The sequence below is a fragment of the Arthrobacter sp. Y3221048 genome (assembly GCF_059092685.1).
The window spans coordinates 47,638-71,830 of the sequence record NZ_JBNHHX010000002.1; the positions used below are offsets into that span (position 1 = coordinate 47,638).

General features: G+C 68.3%; 23 protein-coding genes. 7 read left to right on the forward strand and 16 right to left on the reverse strand.

Annotation, left to right across the window (positions count from 1 at the left end):
* Nucleotides 1-37: 37 nt before the first annotated feature.
* Both AC5RVS_RS04850 and AC5RVS_RS04855 read right to left on the reverse strand, forming a co-directional pair.
* Nucleotides 38-1,954 (reverse strand): FAD-binding monooxygenase, encoded by a 1,917-nt coding sequence (locus AC5RVS_RS04850; protein WP_494107351.1) that lies wholly within the window; start codon nt 1,952-1,954, stop codon nt 38-40.
* A gap of 113 nt (nt 1,955-2,067) precedes the next feature.
* Nucleotides 2,068-2,856, reverse strand: a complete 789-nt coding sequence (locus AC5RVS_RS04855) for an IclR family transcriptional regulator (protein WP_494107855.1) — start codon at nt 2,854-2,856, stop codon at nt 2,068-2,070.
* A gap of 136 nt (nt 2,857-2,992) precedes the next feature.
* Between AC5RVS_RS04855 and AC5RVS_RS04860 the strand changes: the two genes are divergently transcribed.
* Together AC5RVS_RS04860 and AC5RVS_RS04865 are read left to right on the forward strand one after the other, a co-directional pair.
* Nucleotides 2,993-3,544, forward strand: coding sequence for an acyl-CoA thioesterase (locus AC5RVS_RS04860; RefSeq protein WP_494107352.1), 552 nt, complete (start codon nt 2,993-2,995; stop codon nt 3,542-3,544).
* A gap of 54 nt (nt 3,545-3,598) precedes the next feature.
* Complete coding sequence (locus tag AC5RVS_RS04865) at nt 3,599-3,787, forward strand: DUF1918 domain-containing protein (protein ID WP_494107353.1); 189 nt, start codon at nt 3,599-3,601, stop codon at nt 3,785-3,787.
* On the opposite strand, the gene AC5RVS_RS04870 is transcribed toward AC5RVS_RS04865, so the two are convergent.
* Complete coding sequence (locus AC5RVS_RS04870) at nt 3,784-4,428, reverse strand: SAM-dependent methyltransferase (RefSeq protein WP_494107354.1); 645 nt, start codon at nt 4,426-4,428, stop codon at nt 3,784-3,786. The two genes, AC5RVS_RS04865 and AC5RVS_RS04870, sit on opposite strands and share 4 nt — an antisense overlap.
* 160 nt (nt 4,429-4,588) lie before the next feature.
* On the opposite strand from AC5RVS_RS04870, the gene AC5RVS_RS04875 reads away from it, so the two are divergent.
* Complete coding sequence (locus AC5RVS_RS04875) at nt 4,589-5,575, forward strand: LLM class flavin-dependent oxidoreductase (protein ID WP_494107355.1); 987 nt, start codon at nt 4,589-4,591, stop codon at nt 5,573-5,575.
* 105 nt (nt 5,576-5,680) lie between these two features.
* Here the strand turns inward: AC5RVS_RS04875 and AC5RVS_RS04880 are convergent, their stop codons facing one another.
* Nucleotides 5,681-6,769: a class I SAM-dependent methyltransferase gene (locus AC5RVS_RS04880; protein ID WP_494107356.1), complete on the reverse strand. Its 1,089-nt coding sequence runs from the start codon at nt 6,767-6,769 to the stop codon at nt 5,681-5,683.
* A gap of 130 nt (nt 6,770-6,899) precedes the next feature.
* Entirely contained in the window at nt 6,900-8,534 is a 1,635-nt protein-coding gene (locus AC5RVS_RS04885; protein ID WP_494107357.1) for a LuxR C-terminal-related transcriptional regulator, read from the reverse strand.
* 155 nt (nt 8,535-8,689) lie between these two features.
* On the opposite strand from AC5RVS_RS04885, the gene AC5RVS_RS04890 reads away from it, so the two are divergent.
* Both AC5RVS_RS04890 and AC5RVS_RS04895 read left to right on the forward strand, forming a co-directional pair.
* Entirely contained in the window at nt 8,690-9,292 is a 603-nt protein-coding gene (locus AC5RVS_RS04890) for a biotin transporter BioY (protein WP_494107358.1), read from the forward strand.
* 325 nt (nt 9,293-9,617) lie between these two features.
* Nucleotides 9,618-10,280 carry a uracil-DNA glycosylase gene (locus AC5RVS_RS04895; RefSeq protein ID WP_494107359.1) on the forward strand — a complete coding sequence of 221 codons (663 nt, stop codon included), beginning with the start codon at nt 9,618-9,620 and terminating at the stop codon, nt 10,278-10,280.
* Nucleotides 10,281-10,499: 219 nt separating this feature from the next.
* On the opposite strand, the gene AC5RVS_RS04900 is transcribed toward AC5RVS_RS04895, so the two are convergent.
* Genes AC5RVS_RS04900 through AC5RVS_RS04910 form a run of 3 tightly spaced genes read right to left on the reverse strand, consistent with a single transcriptional unit; the run spans nt 10,500 to nt 13,142 of the window.
* Nucleotides 10,500-11,690: an acetyl-CoA acetyltransferase gene (locus tag AC5RVS_RS04900; RefSeq protein WP_494107360.1), complete on the reverse strand. Its 1,191-nt coding sequence runs from the start codon at nt 11,688-11,690 to the stop codon at nt 10,500-10,502.
* A complete protein-coding gene (locus AC5RVS_RS04905; protein WP_494107361.1) occupies nt 11,690-12,400 on the reverse strand; it encodes a CoA transferase subunit B in 711 nt (236 codons plus the stop codon). The genes AC5RVS_RS04900 and AC5RVS_RS04905 overlap by 1 nt, the downstream gene beginning before the upstream one ends.
* Before the next feature lie 25 nt (nt 12,401-12,425).
* Entirely contained in the window at nt 12,426-13,142 is a 717-nt protein-coding gene (locus AC5RVS_RS04910) for a CoA transferase subunit A (RefSeq protein ID WP_494107362.1), read from the reverse strand.
* Nucleotides 13,143-13,377: 235 nt separating this feature from the next.
* Between AC5RVS_RS04910 and AC5RVS_RS04915 the strand changes: the two genes are divergently transcribed.
* Nucleotides 13,378-14,169, forward strand: coding sequence for an IclR family transcriptional regulator (locus AC5RVS_RS04915; protein WP_494107363.1), 792 nt, complete (start codon nt 13,378-13,380; stop codon nt 14,167-14,169).
* 52 nt (nt 14,170-14,221) lie between these two features.
* Nucleotides 14,222-15,283 carry a Gfo/Idh/MocA family protein gene (locus AC5RVS_RS04920; RefSeq protein WP_494107364.1) on the forward strand — a complete coding sequence of 354 codons (1,062 nt, stop codon included), beginning with the start codon at nt 14,222-14,224 and terminating at the stop codon, nt 15,281-15,283.
* Nucleotides 15,284-15,340: 57 nt separating this feature from the next.
* Here the strand turns inward: AC5RVS_RS04920 and AC5RVS_RS04925 are convergent, their stop codons facing one another.
* From AC5RVS_RS04925 to AC5RVS_RS04960, 8 genes are all read right to left on the reverse strand, one after another.
* Nucleotides 15,341-16,519: an amidohydrolase gene (locus tag AC5RVS_RS04925; RefSeq protein ID WP_494107856.1), complete on the reverse strand. Its 1,179-nt coding sequence runs from the start codon at nt 16,517-16,519 to the stop codon at nt 15,341-15,343.
* Nucleotides 16,520-16,637: 118 nt separating this feature from the next.
* Nucleotides 16,638-17,366 carry a hypothetical protein gene (locus AC5RVS_RS04930; RefSeq protein WP_493989774.1) on the reverse strand — a complete coding sequence of 243 codons (729 nt, stop codon included), beginning with the start codon at nt 17,364-17,366 and terminating at the stop codon, nt 16,638-16,640.
* A 27-nt stretch (nt 17,367-17,393) separates the two neighbouring features.
* Nucleotides 17,394-18,158, reverse strand: a complete 765-nt coding sequence (locus tag AC5RVS_RS04935) for a DUF5058 family protein (RefSeq protein WP_494107365.1) — start codon at nt 18,156-18,158, stop codon at nt 17,394-17,396.
* Nucleotides 18,159-18,331: 173 nt separating this feature from the next.
* On the reverse strand, nt 18,332-19,300 hold the full coding sequence (locus tag AC5RVS_RS04940) for an Lrp/AsnC family transcriptional regulator (protein WP_493989772.1): 969 nt from the start codon (nt 19,298-19,300) through the stop codon (nt 18,332-18,334).
* Nucleotides 19,300-19,932: a trimeric intracellular cation channel family protein gene (locus AC5RVS_RS04945; RefSeq protein WP_494107366.1), complete on the reverse strand. Its 633-nt coding sequence runs from the start codon at nt 19,930-19,932 to the stop codon at nt 19,300-19,302. The genes AC5RVS_RS04940 and AC5RVS_RS04945 overlap by 1 nt, the downstream gene beginning before the upstream one ends.
* Nucleotides 19,933-20,099: 167 nt before the next feature.
* A complete protein-coding gene (locus AC5RVS_RS04950) occupies nt 20,100-21,068 on the reverse strand; it encodes an AEC family transporter (protein WP_494107367.1) in 969 nt (322 codons plus the stop codon).
* A gap of 118 nt (nt 21,069-21,186) precedes the next feature.
* Nucleotides 21,187-22,515, reverse strand: a complete 1,329-nt coding sequence (locus tag AC5RVS_RS04955) for an enolase C-terminal domain-like protein (RefSeq protein WP_494107368.1) — start codon at nt 22,513-22,515, stop codon at nt 21,187-21,189.
* 3 nt (nt 22,516-22,518) lie between these two features.
* The gene (locus AC5RVS_RS04960) at nt 22,519-24,120 is read right to left on the reverse strand and encodes an aldehyde dehydrogenase (NADP(+)) (protein WP_494107369.1); all 1,602 of its coding nucleotides are present in this window, start codon (nt 24,118-24,120) and stop codon (nt 22,519-22,521) included.
* Between the last annotated feature and the right edge of the window lie 73 nt (nt 24,121-24,193).

The window sequence follows — 24,193 nt, forward strand, 5'->3', positions numbered from 1 at the left end:
CCCCGCCCCCTTTAGTCCTTAGTGCGGCCTGTGGGAACTAGACCATGATGCCGGCGAAGAATTCCGACAGTTCGCCATGGGCGTCCAGTGGCAGCACATGCGCCACATACTGGTCCGGGCGGACCACCACCATGGCGCCCTGCTGCCGGTCGATCCCGCGCAGCTCGAAGATGTCTTCTCCGGAGGCCAGGTCGGGCGTGAAGACCTTTTCGTAGTCCTTCAGGCCGAACGGCCCTTTCCGTGGAAACAGGAAGGCCGGCACGTCGTTGGTGTCCAGTTCCCGGTGGCCCTGCTGGAGGACGGCGCGGACGTCGAAGACGGCGTCGGCGTCGGCTCCGGCCGGCGTGTAGCGGCGGACCGGCGAGTCTTCCGAACCGGCGAGGAAGCGGCACAGGCCGGCAAGGCGGGAATCTGCGGCCTCCGGATGCGCGGAATCGGCGAAGACGTAGATCCGCCAGCGGCCGTCCGCCCGCGCCGCATGGCCCAGGCCGACCGGCTTGGCATCGGCCAGGCGGACGACCGGGGCGGAATGGAACCTCTCGCCGATGGGGAAGCCCTCGGCCAGGTGCTCGTAGGTATCGCGCCCGGTAATCATTGACGGTGCATAATCGGTGGCGAACCCGGCGGTGAAGCGCCCGGCTGCAACGAACTGCCGTTCCACTTCCTCCGGGTCCAGGCCTTCGCCGCCGGGCTGGTTCGGGTCTTTCGGCCGGGCGCTCACGGTCTTGGACCAGCGGGTGTCGAAGTCGATTAACTCCTGGGCCACGGCCCGGCGCTCGCCGGAGTACGTATCCAGCAGGGCCTCGGGGCTGCGGCCCTCCAGGACCGCCGCGAGCTTCCAGCCGAGATTAAAGCCGTCCTGCATGGAGACATTCATCCCCTGGCCGGCCTTCGCGCTGTGCGTATGGCAGGCGTCGCCGGCGATGAAGACGCGGGGCGTGCGCTGACCACGTTCCTCCGGCAGCACGTCGTCGAAACGGTCGGCGATGCGCTGGCCCACTTCGTAGACCGACCACCAGGCAATGTCCTTCACCTCCAGCGTGTACGGGTGCAGGATCCGCTGGGCCGCCTCGATTATCGTGTCGGACGTGAACCGCTTCCGGGCCTCGCGGTCGACCGGGTCCAGGTCGCCCAGATCGACATAGAGCCGGATCAGGTAGCCGCCTTCCCGCGGGATCAGCAGGATGTTGCCGTCGTGGGCGGACTGGATCGCGGCCTTGAAGCGGACATCCGGGAAATCCGTGACCGCCAAAACGTCCATGACACCCCAGGCGTGGTTGCGCGCGTCGCCGCGCAGCTCGGCGCCGATCGACCTGCGCACTGTGCTGCGGGCGCCGTCGCACCCCACCACGTATTTCGCGCGGACGGTCACTTCTTCGGCACCGGCTTCGGCGGCGGTGCGGCGCATCGTCACCCGGACGGGATAATCGCCGGAGGACGCAACCTCGACGTGGGCGACCTCCAGGCCGTAGTCCGGCTCGAGCCGACTGGGGGACTTGCGCATGTGCTCGAGCAGGTAGTCCTGCATCCGGGCCTGGTTGACGATTACGTGCGGATACTCGGACAGCCCATCGGCAACGTCCTGGACCCGCCCGCTGCGCACGATGCTGGAACGGTCCTGCTCGTCCGGACGCCAGAACACGGTTTCGTTGACCCAGTACCCCTCGCGGACCAAACGCTCGGCGAGGCCAAACGCGTTGAACATCTCGACGGTGCGGCAGGCGACGCCGTCGGCCTGCCCCAGGGCCAGCGGGCCCTCCCGGCGCTCCACCACACGGGTGGTGATCCCGGGGAACTCCGCCAACTGTGCTGCCAGTACGACGCCGGCCGGGCCGGTGCCGACGACCAGGACATCGACCTCTTCCGGCAGGTTGCCCCGTTCGTCGGGCCGGCCGGCAGCCGCCGGGCGGAGCTCCGGATCGCCGGGGTGGTAGCCGTCGAGATAAAACTGCATGATGCTCCTGGTCGTCCGCCGGGCAGCAGCCCGGGCTGAAGGTAGTGGTCGCGGTGCATCACAGCGTAGTGACCGGCGCCACGCTTCAGCCAAGGCATTCTGCTCCACAGAATTCAGGAAACCGGCAGCAGCCCCTCGCTCTCCAGATCCTTCAGCACCGCGTCACAGGTGGCGTGGAGGGCGCCGATGACCGAGGGGCATTGGATGTCGCCGGCGCGGGATAAGGGTGAACTGACGGACAAGGCCAGTGTTGCCGGCCCGCCCGCGCGTGCCAGGGGCGCCCCGACCGCCGCGAGGTCGGCCTCGCTGCGTCCGAGGTTGATCGCGAAACCCCTCGCCCGTGCTTCCGCAAGTTCGTGCTGCAGCGCCCGCAGTTCGGCGGCCCCGAGGCTGCTGCCTTTCTGCTGCGCTTGCCTGCCGCTGTACAACTGCGCGACGGCCGGCTCGGGCAGCGTGGCGAGGGCGGCCTTGCCCGCGGAGGAGATATGGGCGGGCAGGACCGTGCCGGTGCGGTTGCCCACGCGCAGCAACTGGGGCCCCTCGGCGGTGAACAGGTAGCGGGCGGTGACGCCCACCCGTTCCACGAGGTTCACCGTTTCGCGGACGGCGAGGGCCAAGGCCTCAAGATGGGGGCGGGCAACGGCGACGAGGGTACGCCTCGGGCCCGCGGAGGCGTCGCCACGCAGGAGGGGGCCCGCACAATAGCGCCGCTGGTCATCCTGCAGGGCGAAGCCCCGGTACACCAGCATGGCCATGAGCCGGTGGGCCGTGGACGGTGCGACGTTCAGCGCCCTGGCCGCCTCGGCTATCCGCAGCCACTCGCGCTCCTGCAGCAAGATGATCAACTGCAGCGCCCGGTCCACCGAATCGACGGCGTATCCCGGCTTCTTCACGATGCTCATGTTCTGCACAGCAGAAGCATAGACCAGATGCGCGGTACCGAACCTGGGGCACCGGGGGCGTTTTTTGTCCGCAGTGTCGTGGCCTGACGGGCCGCGTTGCGGCCGGCGTTATATTACCTGCGGGTAACATGGCGGCATGCATCTGATCTTCAGGACCCTCCTGCTGCTGTTGACGGCTCGCCGCCGGCCCGCCCTCGGCATCTGGGATTCAGCCACGCTGTCCCTGCGCGTGCTGCCCACCGACATCGACATCGCCATGCACGTCAACAACGGGATGTATTTCTCGCTGATGGACCTGGGCCGCTTTGAGCTGATGGTGCGCGCCGGCGTGTGGAACATCTTCCGCCGCAACGGCTGGTCGCCGGTGGTCGGCGCGGAGACCATTGCCTTCCGTAAATCGCTCACGCTCGGCCAGCGGTACAGCATCGAAACCCGGATCATCGGTTTCGACGACCGTGCCATCTTTTTCGAGCAGCGCATGGTGTCCGCCGGCGAAATATATGCCCGCGCCTACATCGCCACCCGGCTGGTTTCGAAGCAGGGGCCGGTCGCCACTGAGGAAATCTTCGCGGCCGCCGGCCAGCAGCCGCCGGCCGACCTGGTCCTGCCCGAATGGCTGCATGAGTGGCGGGAGAACAACGCCCTGCCCAGCACCCGCCGTCCCGCGCCGCACCGCTGGGTCCGCTGACTCTGGTCGGCGACGACCTGTTCCCCTACGCTATGGGAAAGGAGGTGAGCGGTCATGATCGCAGCACCCGGAGACCGCATCGTCATCAGGGGCAGGACCGTGGAATCGGCGGACCGGCACGGTGAAGTCATCGAGGTCAGGGGCGACGACGGTGCCCCGCCCTACTTCGTGAGGTTCGACGACGGCCATGAAAGTATCGTCTTCCCGGGCACCGACTGCAGCATCGAGCCGGCTGCAGGTTAGCCCGCGAGCCGCCGGGCGCGCAGGACGCTGTCGGTGATCGTGGCGGTCTGTCCGCCCGGGTTCGTGACCTCGCGGGGGACGGAGTCGAGCGTGTCGAGGGCCCAGTCGGGGGAATCGAGTCCCAGCCCGCCGGCCAGTTCCGCGGCGGTGGGCAGCGGTTCTTCCGGCTCCGGATGCCCGGACCAGGGCGGAAACGATTCGTGGCCGACGACCAGCAACGTGCCGCCGGGTGCGACCGCGCGGGTCGCCGTGGTGAGGATGGCGTTCCGGGGCAGCTCGACCGGCGAGTGCAGGAACTGGGCGCAGACCAGGTCGTAGCTCTCCTGCGGTTCCCAGCGGGCCAGGTCCTGCCGGAGCCACCGGACGCGGTCCGTAACTCCGGCTTCATCGGCGTGCTTGGCCGCCCGTTGCAGCGCGAGCCCGGACATGTCGAGCCCGGTGACCAGCCACCCCTTGCCGGCGAGCCAGATGGCGTCCGCGCCCTCGCCGCAACCCAGTTCCAAGGCGGTGCCTGGCCGCAGGCCGGAGACCTCGCGGACCAACATGGCGTTGGGCCGGCCGCTCCACACCTGGTCCCGCTGGCTGTAGAAGGATTCCCAGAACTGGTCGGGATCTTCCCTGCGGTCGTGATGATGCTCCATGCCTGCAGACTCTACGCCCGTGTGGTTTCGGCGGCGACGGGCGTGTAGCCAGCCCCCCACAGGCGGGAGGAAGAAATAAAGACGGGCACCGCCGTCGTTGTGCAGGATGTGTGCCCGCGGCAACCACCGTGGGCGTCCCGCAACGAAAGGCTCCGCCGACGTGAACGTACCCCTTTCCATCCTTGACCTGGCAACCATCGGCAGCAACGAAACCGTGGGTGAAAGCCTTGCCGGCAGCGTGTCCTTGGCGCAGCGGGCGGAGGAGCTGGGCTACCGGCGGGTGTGGTACGCCGAGCACCACAACATGGCGTCGATCGCGTCCTCGGCCACCAGCGTGCTGATTGCCCACGTGGCAGCGCATACCAACAGCATCCGCCTCGGTGCCGGCGGCATCATGCTTCCGAACCATGCCCCGCTGACCATCGCCGAGCAGTTCGGCACGCTGGAAGCGCTCCACCCGGGACGGATCGACCTTGGCCTGGGCCGCGCGCCGGGCAGCGACCAGAACACCATGCGGGCGCTGCGCCGTGATCCGATGAGCGCCGAATCCTTCCCGCAGGACGTGCTGGAACTGCAGGGCTACCTGACCGGGCAGACGCGCATCAAGGGCGTGGATGCGACACCGGGCAAGGGCACCAACGTGCCGCTGTACATCCTGGGCTCCTCGCTGTTTGGTGCCAAACTGGCCGCTGCGCTGGGGTTGCCGTACTCGTTCGCCTCGCACTTCGCGCCCAATGCGCTGCAGGACGCCGTGTCCGTCTATCGCCGCGAGTTCCAGCCCTCAGAGCAACTCGCCGAGCCCTACGTGATCGCCGGCGTGAACGCCATCGCCGCGGACAGCAATGAGGAAGCGCAGGAGCAGTTCCGGATTGTCCGGCGCAGCCGGGTCTCGCTGCTGTTCGGCCGCGACCGGACGTTCACCGACGAGGAAGCGGACCTTATCCTTGACTCGCCGCAGGGCCAGCACGTGGAGCAGATGGTCAAGTACTCGGCCGTCGGGACGCCCGATGCGGTGGCGGAATACCTGGAAGGCTTCGCCAAGCACGCCGGCGCCGACGAACTGATCGTGGCGTTCCAGGCGCCGACCGTCGCGCAGCGGCTGCGCGCGCTGGAGCTGACGGCCCAGGCCGCCGGGCTGGCGGCCTGAGCCGCGCGGACCTGACCGGCTGAGCCGGTGCCGGCCAGGCCGGAGTGGCGGCCGGTTGCGGCCGGGGTGCCCACTCGGCGTTCACTGGGTGAGCCGCCGTCGGGGTTACTGTTTGGCCGCGATGTAGTAGGTGTTGAACGGGTCCTGCTCGACGTCCTTGACGACCGTCCCGGAAAAGCCCGCATCCGCCAGCATGGACAGGGCGAGCTGCTGGCCCCAGACGGTGCCCAGTCCCGCGCCACCCTGGCCCAACGAAACGCTCATGCAGTGCATCACCGAAATGGTGTAGAGGAAGCCCGCCCAGGGCAGCGACACGTTGTCCTCCACATTGCTGGAGGCCTTCATGTCCACCATCAGGAAGGTTCCGCCGGACCGCAGGGCCGCGTGGACTTCGCCGAGCACGCGCGCCGGCTGGGCCTGGTCGTGGATGGCGTCGAAGGCGGTGACCAGGTCGAACCGTCCCGGTTCATTCAGCTCGGCGACGTCCCGGACCTCGAACGAGGCATTCTGCAGGCCCATGCGCGCCGCTTCCTGCCGTGCCCGGGCGATTCCCTCTGACGAGAAGTCGTAGCCGGTGAACCGGCTGGCGGGAAACGCCTGCGCCATCAGGTTGATGGCGTGCCCGCTGCCGCAGCCGACGTCGGCCACGTCGATGCCCCGGCGCAGGCGTTCGACCAGCCCGTCGGCCAGCGGCAGGATCTCCTCGATCAGCCCGGCGTCGAAAACCGCCGAGCTTTCCTCCGACATCAGCTGGTGGAAGCGCGGATAGTCGGCATAGGACAGCCCGCCGCCCTGGCGGAATGCGGCGACGACCCCTTCCTCCACGCCGCCGAGCAGCGGGATGTACTGAAGCAGCCGCGCCAGGTTGTCCGGGCCCGCGGCCCTGGTCAGCGAGGCGGCGTGTTCGGCCGGCAGCCGGTAGGTGCGGGCAACCGGGTCGTAGACAACCACTTGCGACGCGGACAGGCCGTTAAGCCATTCGCGCACGTAGCGCTCGTCCAGCTCCGCGGCGTCCGCGATCTGCTGGCTGGTGGCCGGCGGCAACGCCGCCAGGGTTTCGAACAGCCCGGTCTGGTGTCCGATGCTGGCCAGCATGGCCAGCGCGCCGTCGTTCAGGATGGTCAGGCAGCGCTGCCCGAAGGCTTCGGCGGCCTCGGTGTCGAACTGCCCGGCAGTTTCCTGGATGGTGGTCATAACTTCTCCCGTGGTCTGGAAGCAGGCACCTGCTGCCTGCTGAATTCCACGGTAGGGAGCCGGCGGCAGCCGGAACATCGGGCAAGTTCTGTGGGTTCGGGCGGCGCGGATGGGGCAAAAGATGCAGGCGTCAGTGCCGCGCCAAGGGAGCGGTGATGCCGTGCTCGTGGGCCCACGCCGCGGCCGCGGTGCGGGACGAGACGCCGATCTTCAGGAAGATGTTGGCCAGATGCCGGCCCACCGTCTTTTGGCTGATGAACAGCTCCGCCGCGGTTTCCTTGTTGGTGGCGCCGCGGGCGATGCAGGCCAGCACCTCGGCTTCGCGGTCGGTCAATCCGCCCGGGGACTTTTGCCCGTCCAAGCGGCGCACATCGGGTTCCGCGCCGAGTTCCCGGTAGATGGCCAGGGCGATGGCTGCCTCGGAAGCCGCGGCGTCCGGCTGGTTCAGTTCCCGGCGTACGGCAGCGAGCCGTTCGTAGACGCGGGCAGTATCGTGTCGGTGGTGCAGGGAACGATAACCCTGCAGCGCCGACCTCAGCACGGAGAGGGCCTGCGCGGCCTGGCCGCCGGAAAAGAGCAGGACGCCGCGCGCATGCCGGGCCCAGGCCAGGAAACCGGGGCTGCTGAAGTCACTGGCCGCTTGCTCCAGTTCGCGGCAGTATTCCTCGGCTTCCGCCAGCAAATGCATCTGCACCGCGAGTTCTACGGCGGGAAGCAGCATTTGCGCCCGGGTCAGCCGATCACTGGATTCCAGTGCCGCTGCCAGGCCGGCCCACGCCGCGTCGACATTTCCGCGAGCGGCCAGCAATTTGGCCTCGCCGGGCTGTGGTTCAACACCCAGGTCGCGCGCCTTGGCATAGGACTCGGTGGCACCTTGCAGGTCGCCGCGCAGCCGGCGCAGCTCGCCGAGTTGGTAGTAACCTTCGCCGGCGGCCCACACGTTTCGGTCCGTCAGCTCCAGGCTGCTTTGGGCGATCTCGCGTTCCACCCCGTCCCAATTGCCTTCTATGCTGCGGATTTGGAGCCGGTGGATATGGCACACGCCGGAATAGACCAAGCCGCCCGCCAGTTGCTCGCACCAGCGCTCGGTGGCTTCGGTCCATGCCCGCATCCGCGGCAGGTCGGCCAGCTGGTAGCAGGCATGGAGTACTGTGCAGTAGATGTCTCCCGCCCAGGTGGGTGGCACCTGCCCGGCCAGGACCGGGAGCATCGCCTCGTCCAGGGCCGCAAACCCCGAAGCGGTCCGCCCCGCTCGCAGATCGGCCAAACCTACCAGGGTGAGACTGAAGGAATGCAGCACGGGTGCGTTGAACCTCCGCCCCATCTGCTGCAGTTCATCGACCGCGGCCAGGGCCGGCTCCGGGTCTTCGGCGAACAGCAGCGCGTTGACGGTGTCCAGATACAGCAGGTAACCGTGGACCGGGCTCTCCGGGGCATCCAGCAGCATGCGCCTGGCCCGGTTGATCCAGCCGGAGGCGATCATCAGGTCCCCGCGCAGAGTCCACAGCAGCCCCAGATCCAGGGCCTTCATGGCGGCGGCGAGATTCTCGCCGTCGTTCTCGTAGCGGTGGAAAACCTCCTCGGAGTCCACTACCGATTCGCGGACATCCCCCACCCACCAAGCGGCATCGCCCAGCCGGGCCAGATCCTCCACGTCCAGCGGCGAGAGGCTGCGGGCCTTCTCGAATCCGTCATAGGCTGGGCGCCATTCCCCGCGCGCGTAGGCATCGCGTGCAGTAGCCAGCAGGGTTTCAATTGGCTCCATAGCGCTCCTGGCTATCAGGGTAGTCCTCCTGCAGCCAGCAGGGAACCGCGTAATCATCGCCATAAACGGCTCCGCAGCGGAGGGCTGCCGGTACAGTGGTGCCGAAACCGGATCAGCAGTTTCCGCAGGGAAATATCCCCCGAGAAGGAGCAAACATGAGTTCAGCCGCCGTCGCGCGTCAGGGTGTCCTGGCCGACGCCCTCGTCCCCAGCACCGCCCTGACCAACACCGCGCTGGTTGTCGGCGGCGCCGGCCTGACCGCTGTGATGGCGCAGCTGGCGGTGCCGCTGTGGCCGGTCCCGATCACCGGCCAGACCCTGGCCGTCCTGCTGGTCGGCAGCACCCTAGGCCCTGTCCGCGGCATGCTGTCGATGGCGCTGTACTGGGTGGCCGGCGTGGCCGGCATGCCGGTGTTCAGCGACGCATCCTCCGGCCTGGCCGCCGCCGTCGGCCCGACCGGCGGCTACCTGGTGGGCTTTATCGCCGCCGCGGGGCTGACCGGTTGGCTGGCCAAGCGCAACTGGGACAAGAAGTTCCTGGGCGCCACAGTGTCGTTCTTGGCCGGCACCGTGATCACCTTCGTCTTTGGCATGGCCTGGCTGGCCATTTCCCTGGGCGCCGACCTGCAGCAGACCCTCGAGTGGGGCCTGTACCCGTTCATCATCGGCGGCATCGTTAAGTCGCTGATCGCGGCAGCCGTCATGCCGGCCGCGTGGAAGCTGGCGGCCCGCCTGCCCAAGGACTCTGCCCGCGCCTAGCGTGCGGGCGGCAGGCTTCGCGCCCGCTGCAGCTGGACAACTTGATAGCACGACGCCGGTGCCCGGGCGGGGATTCGTTCCTCACCCGGGTGCCGGAGTCGTTGTCTGTGGGCCGGCGGGACGAATCCCGGGCGGGCTCCCTGGCGCCTGTTCCCGCAAGCAGTTCACTGACATGTATTCCCCTGCGCACTCGAGTGGAGAGAAGATGCAGCGAACAGGGCCCTTTCGCTGCGTCTTCCCGCCACTGGATTGTTGACAGTTCGGTGGCAGGGGTTCGGGGGTTCAGGTTCCGCCGTCTGCAGCGCAGATCGCATAGGTTGGGATGGTGACGGCGCAGCAGGAGATCAGGGACTTTGTGGTGCGGCTGGGGGAGTTCGAGACAGGCCCGGCGAGCCGCAACTTCTTCTCGGCATCGACGCCGGAGAACGCTGCGCGCCGGCACAACATCACCAGATACTTTGAACAGATGCTGGAATGCCGGCCACAGGTCCTGCTGGTCGGGGAGGCCCCCGGGTACCGCGGCATGACCGTGACCGGAGTCCCCTTCACCAACAAGGCACTGATTTCGGGGAGTGACCCGTTCGGTATGTTCGGCCCGGACAACGGTTACATGGTTCCGCCGGAAGTCCTCACCGTCCCGGCGGAGCCGACGGCAACGGTCATGTGGAACGTGCTGGCAGACCTGGACTTCCTGCCGCTGCTCTGGAGCGCGTACCCGTTCCACCCGCACCGGCCCGGCCGGCCGCACTCCAACCGGACACCCTCAAGCACCGAAATCCAAGACGGTTTGCCGCTCTGGCAGGAGCTGGCCCGGATTTTCGGCATCGACACTGTTGTTGCCGTGGGGAACATAGGGCACCGAAGCGTCGCGGCAGCCGGGCTCAACGTGCCGAAGGTTCGCCACCCGGCCCATGGCGGCAAGGAGCTGTTCCGCCGGGGGCTGCAGGAGTTGCTGGCGGCCGGCATCAACCAATCCGCGGGGACGTAGTTCGGCACGGGGTCGGCCGCAGCCTGCCAGGCGCAAGGCTGCCCGGCGGCAAGGCTGCACGGCCCGCTTCCGCCCCTCCCGGGCCCCGCGACGTGCGGCTTGTGCCAGCAGGCCAGGCCGGCGGCGTGCCGCGGCCGGCCCAGGCGGCGGCAGGGGCCAGGGACGCGAACGGACGCCCGGCCGGTTGCCGGGCGCCCGTTGCCGCGAGGACGCCGCGAACTACACCGCTTCGAGCACGCTGACGTAGTTGGCGATCGCCAGGCCGCCCATGTTGTGCACGGCCGCGCGCCGGGCGCCGGTGAGCTGCATGTCGCCGGCCGTGCCGGACAGCTGCATGGCGGCCACCACGTGCTGGGAGACGCCGGTGGCGCCGACGGGGTGGCCCTTGGCCTTCAGCCCGCCGGACAGGTTCACCGGCAGCTTGCCGTCGCGGTACACCCAGCCTTCCTCGATGGCCCGGCGGCCCTCGCCGGCCCGGGTCAGCCCCATGACCTCGTACATGATCAGCTCCGCAATGGTGAAGCAGTCGTGCACCTCGGCCAGGTCCAGGTCCTCCAGCCCCACCCCGGCCATGTCCAGGGCGCGCTGCCAGGCGGCACGGCTGCCCGCGAAGGCGGTGGGATCGCGCTTTTCGGCCGGCATGAAGTCGTTGGCGTGGCCAAACCCTGCCAGCCGGACTGCGGCAGCGGCGGCCTCGGGGCGCGGCGCCTCGCTGCTGAGCACCAGTGCGGCCGCCCCGTCCGAGACCGGCGAGCAGTCCGTCCGGCGCAGCGGCTCGGCGACCACGGGGTTCTTCTCCGAGACCGTCCGGCAGAACTCCTCGCCCAGATCCTTGCGCAGCTGCGCGTAGGGATTGGCCACGCCGTTGCGGTGGTTCTTCGCGGCGATCGAGCCGAGGACGTCGCCCACCTCGCCGTAGCGCTTCTGGTAGTGCTTGGCCGTTTCCGCAAAGAGGCCGGCGAACCCGGTGGAGCTCGGCTTGCCGGCGGCCTCGTAGTCGGCGCCGAGCAGCGCAGCACCCACCACGTCCGCGCCGGCATGGGTCATCTTCTCCGCGCCGATCACCAACACGTTGCGCGCCGTGCCGGCCAGCAGCGACTTGGCCCCCTGCTGCACGGCGGCAGAACCGGACGCGCAGGCGTTCTCCACCCGGGTGGCCGGCACGTTTGCCAGGTCGTCGGAGACCTGCAGGGCCAGCGAGGACGCGAAGCCCAGCGGGACCATGCCGGAGTTGAATTGGCCCAGGTAGATTTCGTCGATCTGTCCCGGCTCCAGTCCGGCATTGGAGATGGCGTCACGGGCCACCGTGACGATCAGCGACTCCAGCGTCTCGTCGGCCAGCTTGCCGAAGGGGGAATGCCCCCAGCCGGTCAGCAGGATGTCCCGGCCGAAATGTTGCTTCAGGCTCATCAGTGTGTTCCTTCCAGGGCTGTCTCCAGTGCGCCCGCCGGTGTGGCGGCGTCGTCGTCCAGTTCAGGGGCGACGGCGAAGTCCGGCTCGGTCTTCTCCCGCACCTCGGCCACGGTGACCCCCGGCGCCAGGCGCACCAGCCGCAGCGGGAGGGTGCCGCCGTCGTCGTCAATGTCGAAGACGGCGAGATCCGTGATGATCCGGTTGACCACCTTCACGCCGGTCAGCGGCAGCGAGCATTCGTTGACGATCTTGGGCGTGCCGTCCTTGGCCACGTGCTCGGTCAGCACCACCACGCGCGGGGTGCCGGCGACCAGGTCCATCGCGCCGCCCATGCCCTTGACCATCTTCCCGGGGATGGTCCAGTTGGCCAGGTCGCCCGCGGCGGAGACCTGCATGGCGCCCAGGACGGCGGTCTCCACGTGGCCGCCGCGGATCATGCCGAAACTGGTGGCCGAATCGAAGATGGACCCGCCGGGCAGCACCGTGACGGTTTGCTTGCCGGCGTTGATCAGGTCGGCGTCCTCGTCGCCGTCGTACGGGAACGGGCCCATGCCCAGCAGGCCGTTTTCGCTCTGCAGCACCACGCGCACGCGGTCCGGCAGGTTGTTGGCCACGAGCGTGGGGATGCCGATGCCCAGGTTTACGTAGTCGCCGTCGTTTAGTTCGGCGGCCGCGATGGCCGCCATCTCGTCTCGGGTCCAAGCCATGATGTGCTCCTTCTGGTCTGAAATGTCAGGCGCCGACGGCGGCGGGGCGGGGGCGGACGGTGCGCTGTTCGATGTCCTTGGTACGGTCCGAGGCCTGCACGAGGCGCTGGACGTACACGCCCGGGGTGACGATGTGGTTCGGGTCCAGCTGGCCTGGCTCCACGATCACCTCGGCCTCGGCGATGGTGACGCGGCCGGCGGTGGCCACCACCGGGTTGAAGTTGCGGGCCGTGTAGCGGTAGATCAGGTTGCCGTCCGTGTCAGCGGTGTGCGCATGGACCAGCGCCAGGTCGGCCACGATCCCGCGCTCCTGCACGTACAGCTCGCCGTCGAACTCCTCGTGCGGCTTGCCCTCGGCGATCACGGTGCCCACCCCGGTCTTCGTGTAGAAGGCCGCGATGCCCGCACCGCCGGCGCGGAGGCGCTCGGCGAGCGTGCCCTGCGGGTTGAATTCGACCTCCAGCGTCCCGGCCAGGAACTGCTGGGCGAACAGCTTGTTCTCGCCCACGTAGGAGGCCAGCACCTTGCGGACCTGCCCGGCCTCGATCAGTACGCCCAGGCCCTTGCCGTCCACACCCATGTTGTTGGAGATGATGGTCAGGTCCTTGACCCCGGAATCACGGACAGCGTCAATCAGGTCCGCGGGGATGCCGGAGAGCCCGAATCCTCCCACCGCGATCGTCATCCCGTCATGCAGCACGCCGGCCAGTGCGGCGGCGGGTCCTGCCGTCAGTTTGGACATTGCTTCCTCCTCGTTGAGTGCCGTCCCGGCCCACTCGTCTGCACAGGGGCGCGGAATTTGTCCATCTTGTGGACAGCTGTTATCCGGCAGACTAGTGCGGCGGCGGCGGAACCGTCAACGGTGGGTCAAGCGCCGGATTCACACTGTGGACGGCCGGAGGTAGACTGTCCACATTGTGGATTGGTTGGCGGCGAAGCTGAGGCGGCCGGCCGGTCAGGACCCGCCAGGAGGACAGTTGCCGGACAAACAGGTGCAGGGTGCCCAGGTGGTCGGCCGGGTGGCCCGGCTGCTGCGGATCGTCGGGCGCGCCCCGGAGACCGGCGCGGCCCTGGCCGACATCGTACGGGCGTCGGGCCTGACGCGGCCAACGGTCTACCGGCTGCTGAATTCGCTGGCTGCCGAAGGCCTGCTGGACCAGCATGTCGAGACGGGCACCTGGCATTTGGGCCCGGAGCTCTACGTGCTCGGCTCGGTGGCCGCCGGCCGCTTCGCGATTGAGGACCTGGCCCGGCCGCGGCTGCAGCGGCTGGCGGACGAGACCGGCGAGAGCGCCTTTCTGTCCATCCGGCGGGGCGACGAAACCGTCTGCCTGGTCCGGGTGGAAGGCAGCTTCCCGGTGCGCTCCTTCGTGCTGCACGAAGGGGTCCGCTTCCCGCTGGGCATCGCTTCCGCAGGGCTGGCCATCATGGCCTTTTTGGAACCTGCGGAAATCGACCGGCTGCTCGACGACGGCGGTGCCCGGGTCGAGCGCTTCGGCCCGGCCCATGCGCCGGAGCGGATCCGCGCCAACCTGGCCGAAACCCGGGAGAGGGGCTATACGGTCAACCCCGGGCTGATCCTGGAGGGCAGTTGGGGGATGGGCGCGGCCGTCTTCGACCGGCAGGGCCAGCCGGCCTGGGCGCTGTCACTGACCGGCATCGAGCAGCGGTTCCGGCCCGACCGACAGGAGTTCCTGGGCAAGTTGCTGCTGGAGGAAGCGCACATCCTCACGCAGCAGTTGCGCGAGCAACCGCAGATCCGCCGGTAAGCTCGGGGCAGCCGCCACCTCCGGCCGGCACCAGAGCATGCTAGGAGCAACCATGGCCGGTCACCACCCCCTGCGCACCGCCGTGATCGGCTACGGACTCTCCGGGCGGGTCTTTCACACGCCGTTGCTGGAAGCCTCGAGCGACTATTCACTGGACGCCATCGTGACGGCCAAACCGGAGCGGGCGGCACAGGCAGCGGCCGCGCACCCCCACGCCAGGATCGTGGCATCCGCGGACGAACTCTTTGCGGCGCCGGAGTCAATCGACCTCGTGGTGGTGGGCACCCCGCCGGCCAGCCACTACGCGCTCGCCGACGCCGCGATTGACCGCGGACTGCACGTGGTGGTGGACAAGCCCTTCGTGCCGGACTCCGCCCAAGGCGAGGCCTTGATGGCCAAGGCCGGGCGGGCCGGCGTGGTGCTCTCCGTCTTCCAAAACCGCCGCTGGGATTCGGATTTCCTGACCCTGCAGAAGCTGATCGAGGACGGCGAACTCGGCCGGGTGCACACCTTCGAGTCACGCTTCGAACGCTGGAAGCCGGAGGGACTGCGGGCGTGGAAAGCGACGGCCGGCGCCACCGGGGGCGGCGGCATCCTCTTCGACCTCGGCGTGCACCTGATCGACCAGGCGCTCACGCTCTTCGGCCCGGCCGCCACGGTCTACGGCGAGACCGCCCGCCACACCGTCCCCGAAGCATCCGCCGCCGACGAGGACGCCTTCGTCTCCCTGCTGCACGAATCGGGCGTGCGCTCGCGGCTGTCGATGAACCTCATCTCCGCGCTGCCCGCGCCGCGGTTCCATGTGCTTGGCTCGGCCGCCGCCTTCACCTCCTGGGGGACGGACAGCCAGGAGGCCGCGCTGGGGGCCGGTGCGGTTCCCGGCGCAGCCGGATACGGCGAGGAACCCGAAGAGCGGTGGGGGACCCTCGGCACGCCGGGCCATGCCCGCAAGGTTCCCTCCCTGGCCGGCGCCTACCCGGAGTTCTACCGGCAGCTGGCCGCTGCCATCAACGACGGCGCCCCCGTTCCCGTGGAGCCCGCGGACGCCGTGGCAGCCATCCGCATCATCGAGGAGATCCACCGGCAGAACCGGGGGCGGAATCCGTGCAGCTGATCGGGCGGACCTGGCACTTAGGCCTGTCCGGGCGGCCGCTGCCGGTGCAGGGCTCCGTCAGGTTGCGAGCCGCGAGAGCAGCGCGGCGACCGCCGCGTTGACTCCGGTGGACAACGTTGGTTCGATGGCCGGGCCGAAGAACGGCGAATGGTTCATCGGCACCGGGCCGGGACCGTCCACCAGTGCTGCTGGATGGCCCCCGAACATCCAGAACACCGACGGGACACCAATTGCCGCGCCTAGATGCCCGAAATCTTCGCTTCCCATCAGCGCAGGTTGTACCGACACGGCCTCATCGCCGAGCAGCTCGCCGAAGACGGCGGCGAGTGCCTGAGCTTCCTCCGGTTCGTTGTAGCAGGCCGGAAAGGTGTAGAGCTCCTCGACCTGCGGCTCGGGGGCGCCGGAGGCTGCGGCCTCTGCAGCGATGATGCGCCGCACCGATGCCAGCACTTTGGCGCGCACATCGTGATCAAAAGTGCGGATGTTCAGCGTGAATTCCGCCGTTGCCGGGATGATGTTCTCCTTGAGCCCGGAATGAAACGTTCCCACCGTCACCACGGCGGACTTCCGGGGGTCGAGCTCGCGGGCGACGATGGTCTGTAGCCGGACTACCATATGGGCGCCCAGGACTATCGGGTCAATCGAATCCTGCGGCTGCGACCCATGGGACTGGCGGCCGAGGACGGTGACCTTGAGCGAGTCCGCCATCGCCATCGCGCTGCCCACCGAGAGTGACACTGTTCCCGCCGGCCCGGGCATCACGTGCTGGCCGAAAATGATCTCCGGCTGCGGCGCGCGCTCCCACAAACCGTCTGCCACCATGGCTGCCGCTCCGGCGCCGGTTTCCTCGCCGGGCTGAAAGATCAGGACCAGCGTGCCCGACCAGGCACTGGGCGCCTCGGCGAACAGGCCCGCCACGGTCAGCAGCACCGCAAGATGGGTGTCGTGCCCGCACCCGTGCATCACTGGTACGACCGTGCCGTCCGGCAAGGTGCCGGTGGCGGTGCTGGCATAGTCCAGGCCGGTGTCTTCCTGGATGGGCAGCCCGTCGATGTCCGCCCGGAAGCCGACGACGGGACCGGGGCCGTTGCGCAGGATCCCCACAACGCCCGTTCCGCCGCAGCGAAAGTGTTCAATGCCCAGCTTCGCAAGGCGCTGCTCGATCAGCTCAGCGGTGTTGTGCTCCTGCATTGAGAGCTCCGGGTGCGCGTGCAGGTGCTTATATAAGTCGTGCATGTCCGCCTGGGCCTCGCCGGTCAAGGCGAGGGAGGCAGAGGCGGCAGAATGAGGAGCGAGTAGGTCTGTCATGTTTCTCCGATGGATCGCTTTGGGGATCGAGGGTCTTCGGTAGGGGTCAGGGCTCGACGGCGGGCAGCGGCTTGCGGTCCCGTACCAGCCAGGAGAGCGCGATGGTTACCATGACCGCGATTCCCGTTGCCAGGAAGGCGGTGCCGGGCACCAGGGGCACCAGGACGAATTGGACCAGCAGCGAGACAGCCACGGCCACGGCGGTGATGCGCGGCTGCTTGACGGAGATGATCGCCTGCACTACCACGGCCCCCAATACGGAGGGCAGGATGTACAGCCGGACCACATCGATCACGTCGACGGGAATGATACTGATCAGCCAAGTACCCAGCAGGCCTACGAAGACGGCCAGCGAGAGCAGATGAAGGGCGGCGGCCCCGCAAATAGCGGCGACGGCGGCGAAGTCACCGCGCGGCGTGCCGGGCTTGGCGCCGATGCGGTTCTGGGCCACCAGCGCCGAGGGGAGCAGCTTGCTGGAGATGTTGCCGATCATGAAGGCCTGGTACATTGCAGCCGGACCCAGGATCGGGAAGTAGGTGATCGGCTCCACCAGCCAGATCATCACGAATACAGCGGCGACGGCGCCAAAGGCCGTCCACAGCTGGGCGGCGGTCACGTCCAGATCAGCGAAGAACACCAGGTAGAGCGGCCCCGCGAGCGAGAACAGCAGGCCGGCGAGCATGGTCAGGCGCCCCCAGCGGGACGTGGTGCGGTCGAATTCGGCCAGCCCGTCTGCTGCGGCGTCCGGAGTTGTGGCGACAACGGGTGAAGACATATCGGTTCCTTCTCGGGTCGGGTCGGGTCAGGCCGCGTGCATGCCGGCGGTGTGGACAACGTAGGCGACCGCAAGGGCGGCCACGATGGCGAAGCCCAGGCTCCATTCACGCAGCCAGGCGCGCCTGGGGGACCGACCGATCACGGCGCACAGCCCCATGACGGCAGCAGCGGTGAGAAGTGCGACCACGTGCACCAGTGACTTGGGCACCTCGGCAATGCTCAGCGAAACGAAGGCGCCGAGCAGGGCGGCGGTGGGAACAATGGCCATGGCCACGGGGCTGGCCTTGGCGAGCTTGCTGCCGCCGCGCTTTAACAGCGGGGTCAGGAGCAGGGTGGCCAGCATCCACATGGCTCCGCCCAAACTCATGGCAAAGAAGGCAATGGCGAAGGCATTCTGGGTGTAGCTTGGTCCGCCCAGTTCGGCTCCCGTGGTCCCGATTGCGATGCTCGCGGCGCCGGTTTCGTAGGCCGCCGATCCGATCAAGCCGATCCGCACCAGTACCGCCGGAGTTCCGAAGACGGCCAGCAGAGCGACGGCCACGAGCGCGACGGCGAGTGATGGCCCGATGGCTGCAATGGCGCCGGAGCGGAACGAGACCCTCAGTTCCTCCGGCGTGATTCCAGCCGCAGGCGCAGCCTTCCGTGCAGCCTTCATGTAGATGATGGACTGCACGGCGATGACGGCAAAGACGCCGGCGGCACAGATCCACAGGAGCGGCATATTGGCCAAAGCCAACACATCCGTCGAGCTGCCGCCATTGGTGGCGGTTGGTACTGAATGGGTCAGCATATTTCCTCCGGCGTGATGCAGGTCTCACAAACTTGGACAGGATGGACCCACCTTGCGTGTTTCGGCCATTCAGGCGCAATAGATGAAGGAAACGGCCATGATTCTGTCGCAATCCGCCATCAGGGCAGCTGAGGAGGTGCCCGTGTGGCGAAAAGCGCCGTCCAGCAGGGACCTTAGGACATGACCGGGTTGAGCCGCCCGCCGCGCTTGCGAGCATCCAGCAGTATCGAGGTACTCAGCGCTGCCACGTCCACCGTCCAGTCGCTGCTGCTGGTGAAGTCGTAGAGCGCCTCATTGCTGGCCACCGTGACGTCGGCCAGAATTTGGTACTCGCCCGTGATCGCGGCGACGTAGCGCGATTCCGGGAGCTGGGCCAGCCGCTGACCCAAAGACTCCAGCCGGTCCGGTGCAGTTTTGATCCAGAGCAACGCTTCCACCGGCAGTCCCATCGATGCTGGCTCCACCAGGGCGCGCAGGTTCACGCAGTTGTTCTCCAGAAGCCACTCCGTCCTGCGCCGCGCGGTTGCTTCCGAGGTGCCCGCACGCCGGGCGATTGCTTCAAACGACATCCGGCCGTCTTCGCAGAGCGCGGCAACGATCGCCTTGTCCGTTTCGGTCAGGGCAGGGTGTTCGCCGAAAATCGTCGGATCGTTCAGCGGGAGCGGGCGGAGCGCGCGCTGCTGTTCGCCGGTCAGGATGCCCGGCTGCCACGAACGGAGGGTCTTGAAGTAGCGCAGGATGGGATAGGTGTTCACGCGTTGGAGTCCGACGATGGAGGGCAGTTCGTCAGACAGCGCTGTGTGCAGCCGGGCACGGTCGGTCAGTATCTCCGCCAGACAGTCGCTGCTGCCGGTGATGGTGTACGCGAACGAAGTATCAGCCCGCTGGGACAGCGCCTGGACTGCCATCCGGGAGGTGCCCGGAGCGCAGCGTACCTCGACCAGGACTGGTTTGGGCATCAACCGGATGCCCCGCACAGCCACGACGCCGGAAGCCAACAGGTCGCTGCCCCGCCTGGCCACGGTCCGTTCCGGTTCCCGCAGTACGGTAGCGATGGTGCGCCAGGAAGCCCGCGGCTCCGTCTGGAGCGCCGCCACGATCTGCTTCTCCAGCCAGCTCAACTCAACCATCGTGTTTCCCATCAGTCGTCCTCCTGCGGCAGGCGCGATACCGGGGCGGCGTGCGGAATGTGCCAGCCAAAGTGCAGCGAGACCACGCGGAGTCCGAACACCACGGCGGCCACGCCCACGGCGGCCGCCGTCCCGTAGACGCCGGCAAACCACAGCACGACCACCAAGGCAGAACCTAACATGGCAGGCACGGCATACAGATCGTCCGGGCTGAACAGTTGGGGCACCCGGTTGGCCACGACGTCGCGCAGCAATCCGCCGCCCACGGCCGTGGTCAGGCCCAGCAGCGCCGAGGCAACCGGGTTCATGCCCAGGCTCAGGGCCTTGACCGTACCGGTGATGCAGAACAGTGCCAGCCCGCCGGCGTCGAAGATCAGCAGCGGACGCTGGAATCGTTCCACGCTCCGGAACAGGAAGAAAACCACCAGGGCTGCCAGCACCGGCGGGACAAAATACAGCGGATTATTAAAAGCGCTGGGGACGGTGCCCAGGATCAGATCGCGGATGACTCCGCCGCCCAGCCCTGCCAGCGAACCCAAGAACAGCGAGCCGATGATGTCGAACCTTCGCCGGGCCGCCAGGATGCAACCGGACATGGCGAAAAAGAACGTGCCGAAGAGGTCCAGTATCAACGCGAACGTCATGCCTGCCATCCAATCATCGCCGAGTCCTGCTCACGCCACGGCACTGCTGCACCGGCAACACAGCCACCCACGTCAACAGCAGTCGATTCTGTCACAGGTCTGGCCGGCAAACCCCGGAAGCAGCGTCCGCTGACACGGCTCGCTGCCACACGTCTGCAGGCCGGACCCTAGCCCAGCAGCAGGGCGACCAGCAGGACGGCGGGCAGCGAGAGCAGGGAGCTCAGGAAGATGATGTCCCGCACCAGCGTGGACTGCATCCGGAACTGGCTGGTGAACAGGAAGACGTTCTGCGCCGTCGGCAAGGCCGCCATGACCACCACGCCCAGCAGCGGGATGCCGCCGACGTTGAACACGAAGTGCGCCACCGCCCAGGCGATGGCCGGCATCAGGGCCAGCTTCACCACCGAGCCCAGCGCGACGTCGGCCCGCAGGGCGCGTTGGGTCAGCGGCTTCTGCCCGTGCAGGCTCATGCCGAACAGCATCAGCAGCAGCGGAATGGACGCGTTGCCGAGCATTTCCACCGGCGTCCAGACCACCTCCGGCAGGTGCAGCCCGGTCACGGAGATGAGCGCGCCGGCGGCGGTGGCGACGGTGACCGGATTAAGGATGGACTTCACCACGGTGCGCCACAACGGGACAGCCACGGCAGCACCGTCGTCGTGCTTGAGTGGCGTTCCCGCCGCCGCCTTCCGCTGGCACCAGGCGAAGACGGTCAGGTACACGGGCGCGATGATCAGCAGCTGTGCCAGCAGCACCGACACCACCGGATCGGCGCTGCCCACGGCGTAGAGGGCGATCGGCACCCCGATGTTTCCCGCGTTGACATAGGTGGAGGCCATGGCGCCGCCGGCCGTCTGCGCTGCCGGGCGGCGCAGCACGAAGCGGCTGAACAGCGCGTAAACCGCACCCGCGAGGGCGGCGGTAATCAACGCGATCGGTGTGTAGACGCCGACGACGGACGCGAGATCCGTGTTGGACAGCAGCACCAGCATCAGCGCCGGGTTGGTGATGTAGTAGATCACCGGCGTGAGTCCGCGCTGCATCTCCGGCGCCTTCTGCGGCACGATGGCTGCGGCGGCAAAGCCGACGGCCACGATCACCAGCACCACGCCGAAGCCGAGCAGCACACCTTCCACGGGACCTCCAGAAGTCACGGCTCTGTCCGGCCGGCCCAGGGCGGCCAACCGGACAGAGAGTCAAACGGCGGAACAGAAAAGACCGCCCGCCCCGCAGGGTGCGGAGCGGGCGGGAGGTTTAGCGGACCAGGCAGGGGCGCTTGGGATCGAATTCCCAGCCGGGCACCAGGTACTGCATGGAGACGGCGTCATCGCGGGCGCCGAGGCCGTGTTCCAGGTACAGGGCGTTGGCCTCTGCCAGGCGGTCGCGGTCCAGTTCAACGCCGAGGCCGGGGGCCTGCGGGACCTTGATCTCGCCGTCGCGGATCAGCAGCGGTTCCTTGGTCAGGCCCTGGCCGTCCTGCCAGATCCAGTGCGTGTCCAGGGCGGTGATCTCGCCGGGAGCCGCCGCACCAACCTGCGTGAACATGGCCAGGGAGATGTCGAAGTGGTTGTTCGAGTGCGAGCCCCAGGTCAGCCCGAACTCGTTGCACAGCTGCGCCACGCGGACTGACCCGGCCATGGTCCAGAAGTGCGGATCGGCCAGCGGGATGTCGACGGCGTTGTTACGGACCGCGTGCGCCATCTCGCGCCAGTCGGTGGCGATCATGTTCGTGGCGGTCTGCAGGCCGGTGGCGCGGCGGAACTCGGCCATCACTTCGCGGCCGGAGAACTTGCCTTCGGCGCCGCAGGGGTCCTCGGCATACGCGACCACGCCCCGCATGCGCTGGCCCAACCGGATGGCGTCCTGCAGCAGCCAGCCGCCGTTCGGGTCCAGGGTGATGCGGGCGTTGGGGAAGCGCTGTTTGAGTGCGGTTACGGCGTCGACTTCCAGGTCGCCGGCCTGCACCCCGCCCTTGAGCTTGAAGTCCTGGAAGCCGTAGCGGGCCTGCGCGGCTTCGGCCAGGCGGACCACGGCCTCCGGCGTCATGGCTTCTTCCCGGCGCACACGCTCCCAGTCGTCCGCGCCGTTGGGTTCGCGCAGGTACGGCAGGTCGGTGGCGTCCGGGTTGCCCACGTAGAACAGGTAGCCGAGCATCGGCACCGCTTCGCGCTGCTGGCCGTCGCCCAGGAGTTCGGCCACGGGAACACCCAGGAACTGGCCGTGCAGGTCCAGCAGCGCCGACTCGATGGCGGTCACGGCATGCACGGTGGTGCGCAGGTCGAAGGTCTGCAGCCCGCGGCCGCCAGCGTCGCGGTCGGCGAACGCGGCGGCGATCTCACGCAGCAGGCTGCGGAAGCGTGCCACCGGGCGGCCGATAACCAAGGCGCCGGCGTCCTCGATGGTGGTGCGGATTTTCTCCCCGCCGGGGACCTCGCCCAGGCCGGTGCGGCCGTCGGAATCGGTCACAATGACCACGTTGCGGGTGAAGAACGGCCCGTGCGCGCCGGAGAGGTTCAGCAGCATCGAGTCGTGCCCGGCGACCGGGACCACCTCGACGGCGGCAATGGTGGGTTGGTTGCTCATGCGTTACTCTCCTGCGAGTTCCAGCGCGCCGTCGATGCGGCGGTTCAGCTTCCAGGGGTTGTCCTGCTGCAGCGGTGCCGGCAGCAGGGAGTCGGGGATGTTCTGGTAGGCCACCGGGCGCAGGAACCGCTCGATCGCCAGTGTGCCCACCGAGGTCGTGCGGGTATCCGAGGTGGCCGGGAAGGGGCCGCCGTGGACCATCGCGTGCCCGACCTCGACGCCGGTCGGCCAGCCGTTGGCCAGAATGCGGCCTGCCTTGCGCTCCAGGACGGGCAGCAGCGGGGCCACGGTGGCGTGGTCCTCGTCGCTCATGTGCAGGGTGGCGGTCAGCTGCCCTTCGAGCCGTTTGGCGGCGGTGACCAGGTCCTCGGTGGAGGTGTAGCGGACCAGCAGCGAAGCGGCGCCGAAGATTTCCTCGTGCAGCACGTCATTGGTCAGGAAGGTGCGGACATCGGTGCCGAAGACCGCCGGGGCAGGGGCGTTCTGCGTGCTGCCTTCCTGGCCGCGGGCCACCAGTTCCACGCCGTCCTGCCGGCCGAGGGAGTCGACGCCGGCGGTCCAGGAGTCGGCGATGCCGCGGGTCAGCATGGTCTGGCCGGCGGCCGGGGCCAGGGCGCGGCTCACGGCGGCCGCGAAGGCGTCCCCGGCGTTGCCGGCCGGCACGAAGGCAAGTCCTGGGGCGGTGCAGAGCTGGCCGCTGGAACCGGTGACTGAGCCGACGTAGGCGGCGGCAAGGGCATCCAAGTCGCCCTTGAGCGCGCCGTCGAAGAAGAAGACCGGGTTGATGGAGCTCATTTCGGCGTAGACCGGGATGGGTTCCGGCCGTGCCGCGGCCGTGGCCACCAGGGCGGTGCCGCCGGAGCGCGAGCCGGTGAAGCCGACGGCCTTGATGGCCGGATCGGCGACCAGGGCCTGCCCGATGCTGGCGCCGGGGCCGTAGACCAGCGAGAACACGCCGGGGTGCAGGCCGGCCTCGGCCACCGCGCTGGCGATCGCGTGCCCGACGATTTCGCTGGTGCCCGGGTGGGCGTTGTGAGCCTTGAACACCACCGGGCAGCCCGCGGCCAGCGCGGAGGCGGTGTCTCCGCCGGCGGTGGAGAAAGCCAGCGGGAAGTTGCTGGCGCCGAAAACGGCGACCGGACCCAGCGGAACCTTGCGCTGGCGGATGTCCGCCCGGGGCATCGGCTGGCGGTCCGGCTGGGCCGGGTCGATGCGGACGCCGCGGTGGTCGCCCTGGCGCACCACCGCGGCAAACAGGCGGAGCTGGCCGGTGGTGCGGCCGCGTTCGCCGTTCAGCCGAGCGGCGGGCAGGCCGGTTTCGGCCATCGCGCGTTCCACCAGCTCTTCACCGACCGCTTCGATGTTCTCGGCAATCTTCTCCAAAAAGGCAGCGTGCGTTTCCGGATCCAACGTGCTGAAGGAGTCGAAAGCTTCCGCGGCGGCGGCGGTGGCGGTAGCCAGCTGGGCTGCGTCGATGAGGCTGTAGGCCGGTTCGAGGACGTTGTTGGTGGCAGGATCGAAACCGTTGACCGTGCCGCCGGTGCCTGTCACGGCTTCGCCGGCGATGATCGAGTGGCCTGTCAGAGTTGTCTGCGTGCTGGGCATCGGATGCTCCTTCTGGACTGCGGATGGTCTGCTGTGGCTGATCGGCGGAAAGCGGCCGCCCCTGTCAGGGCGG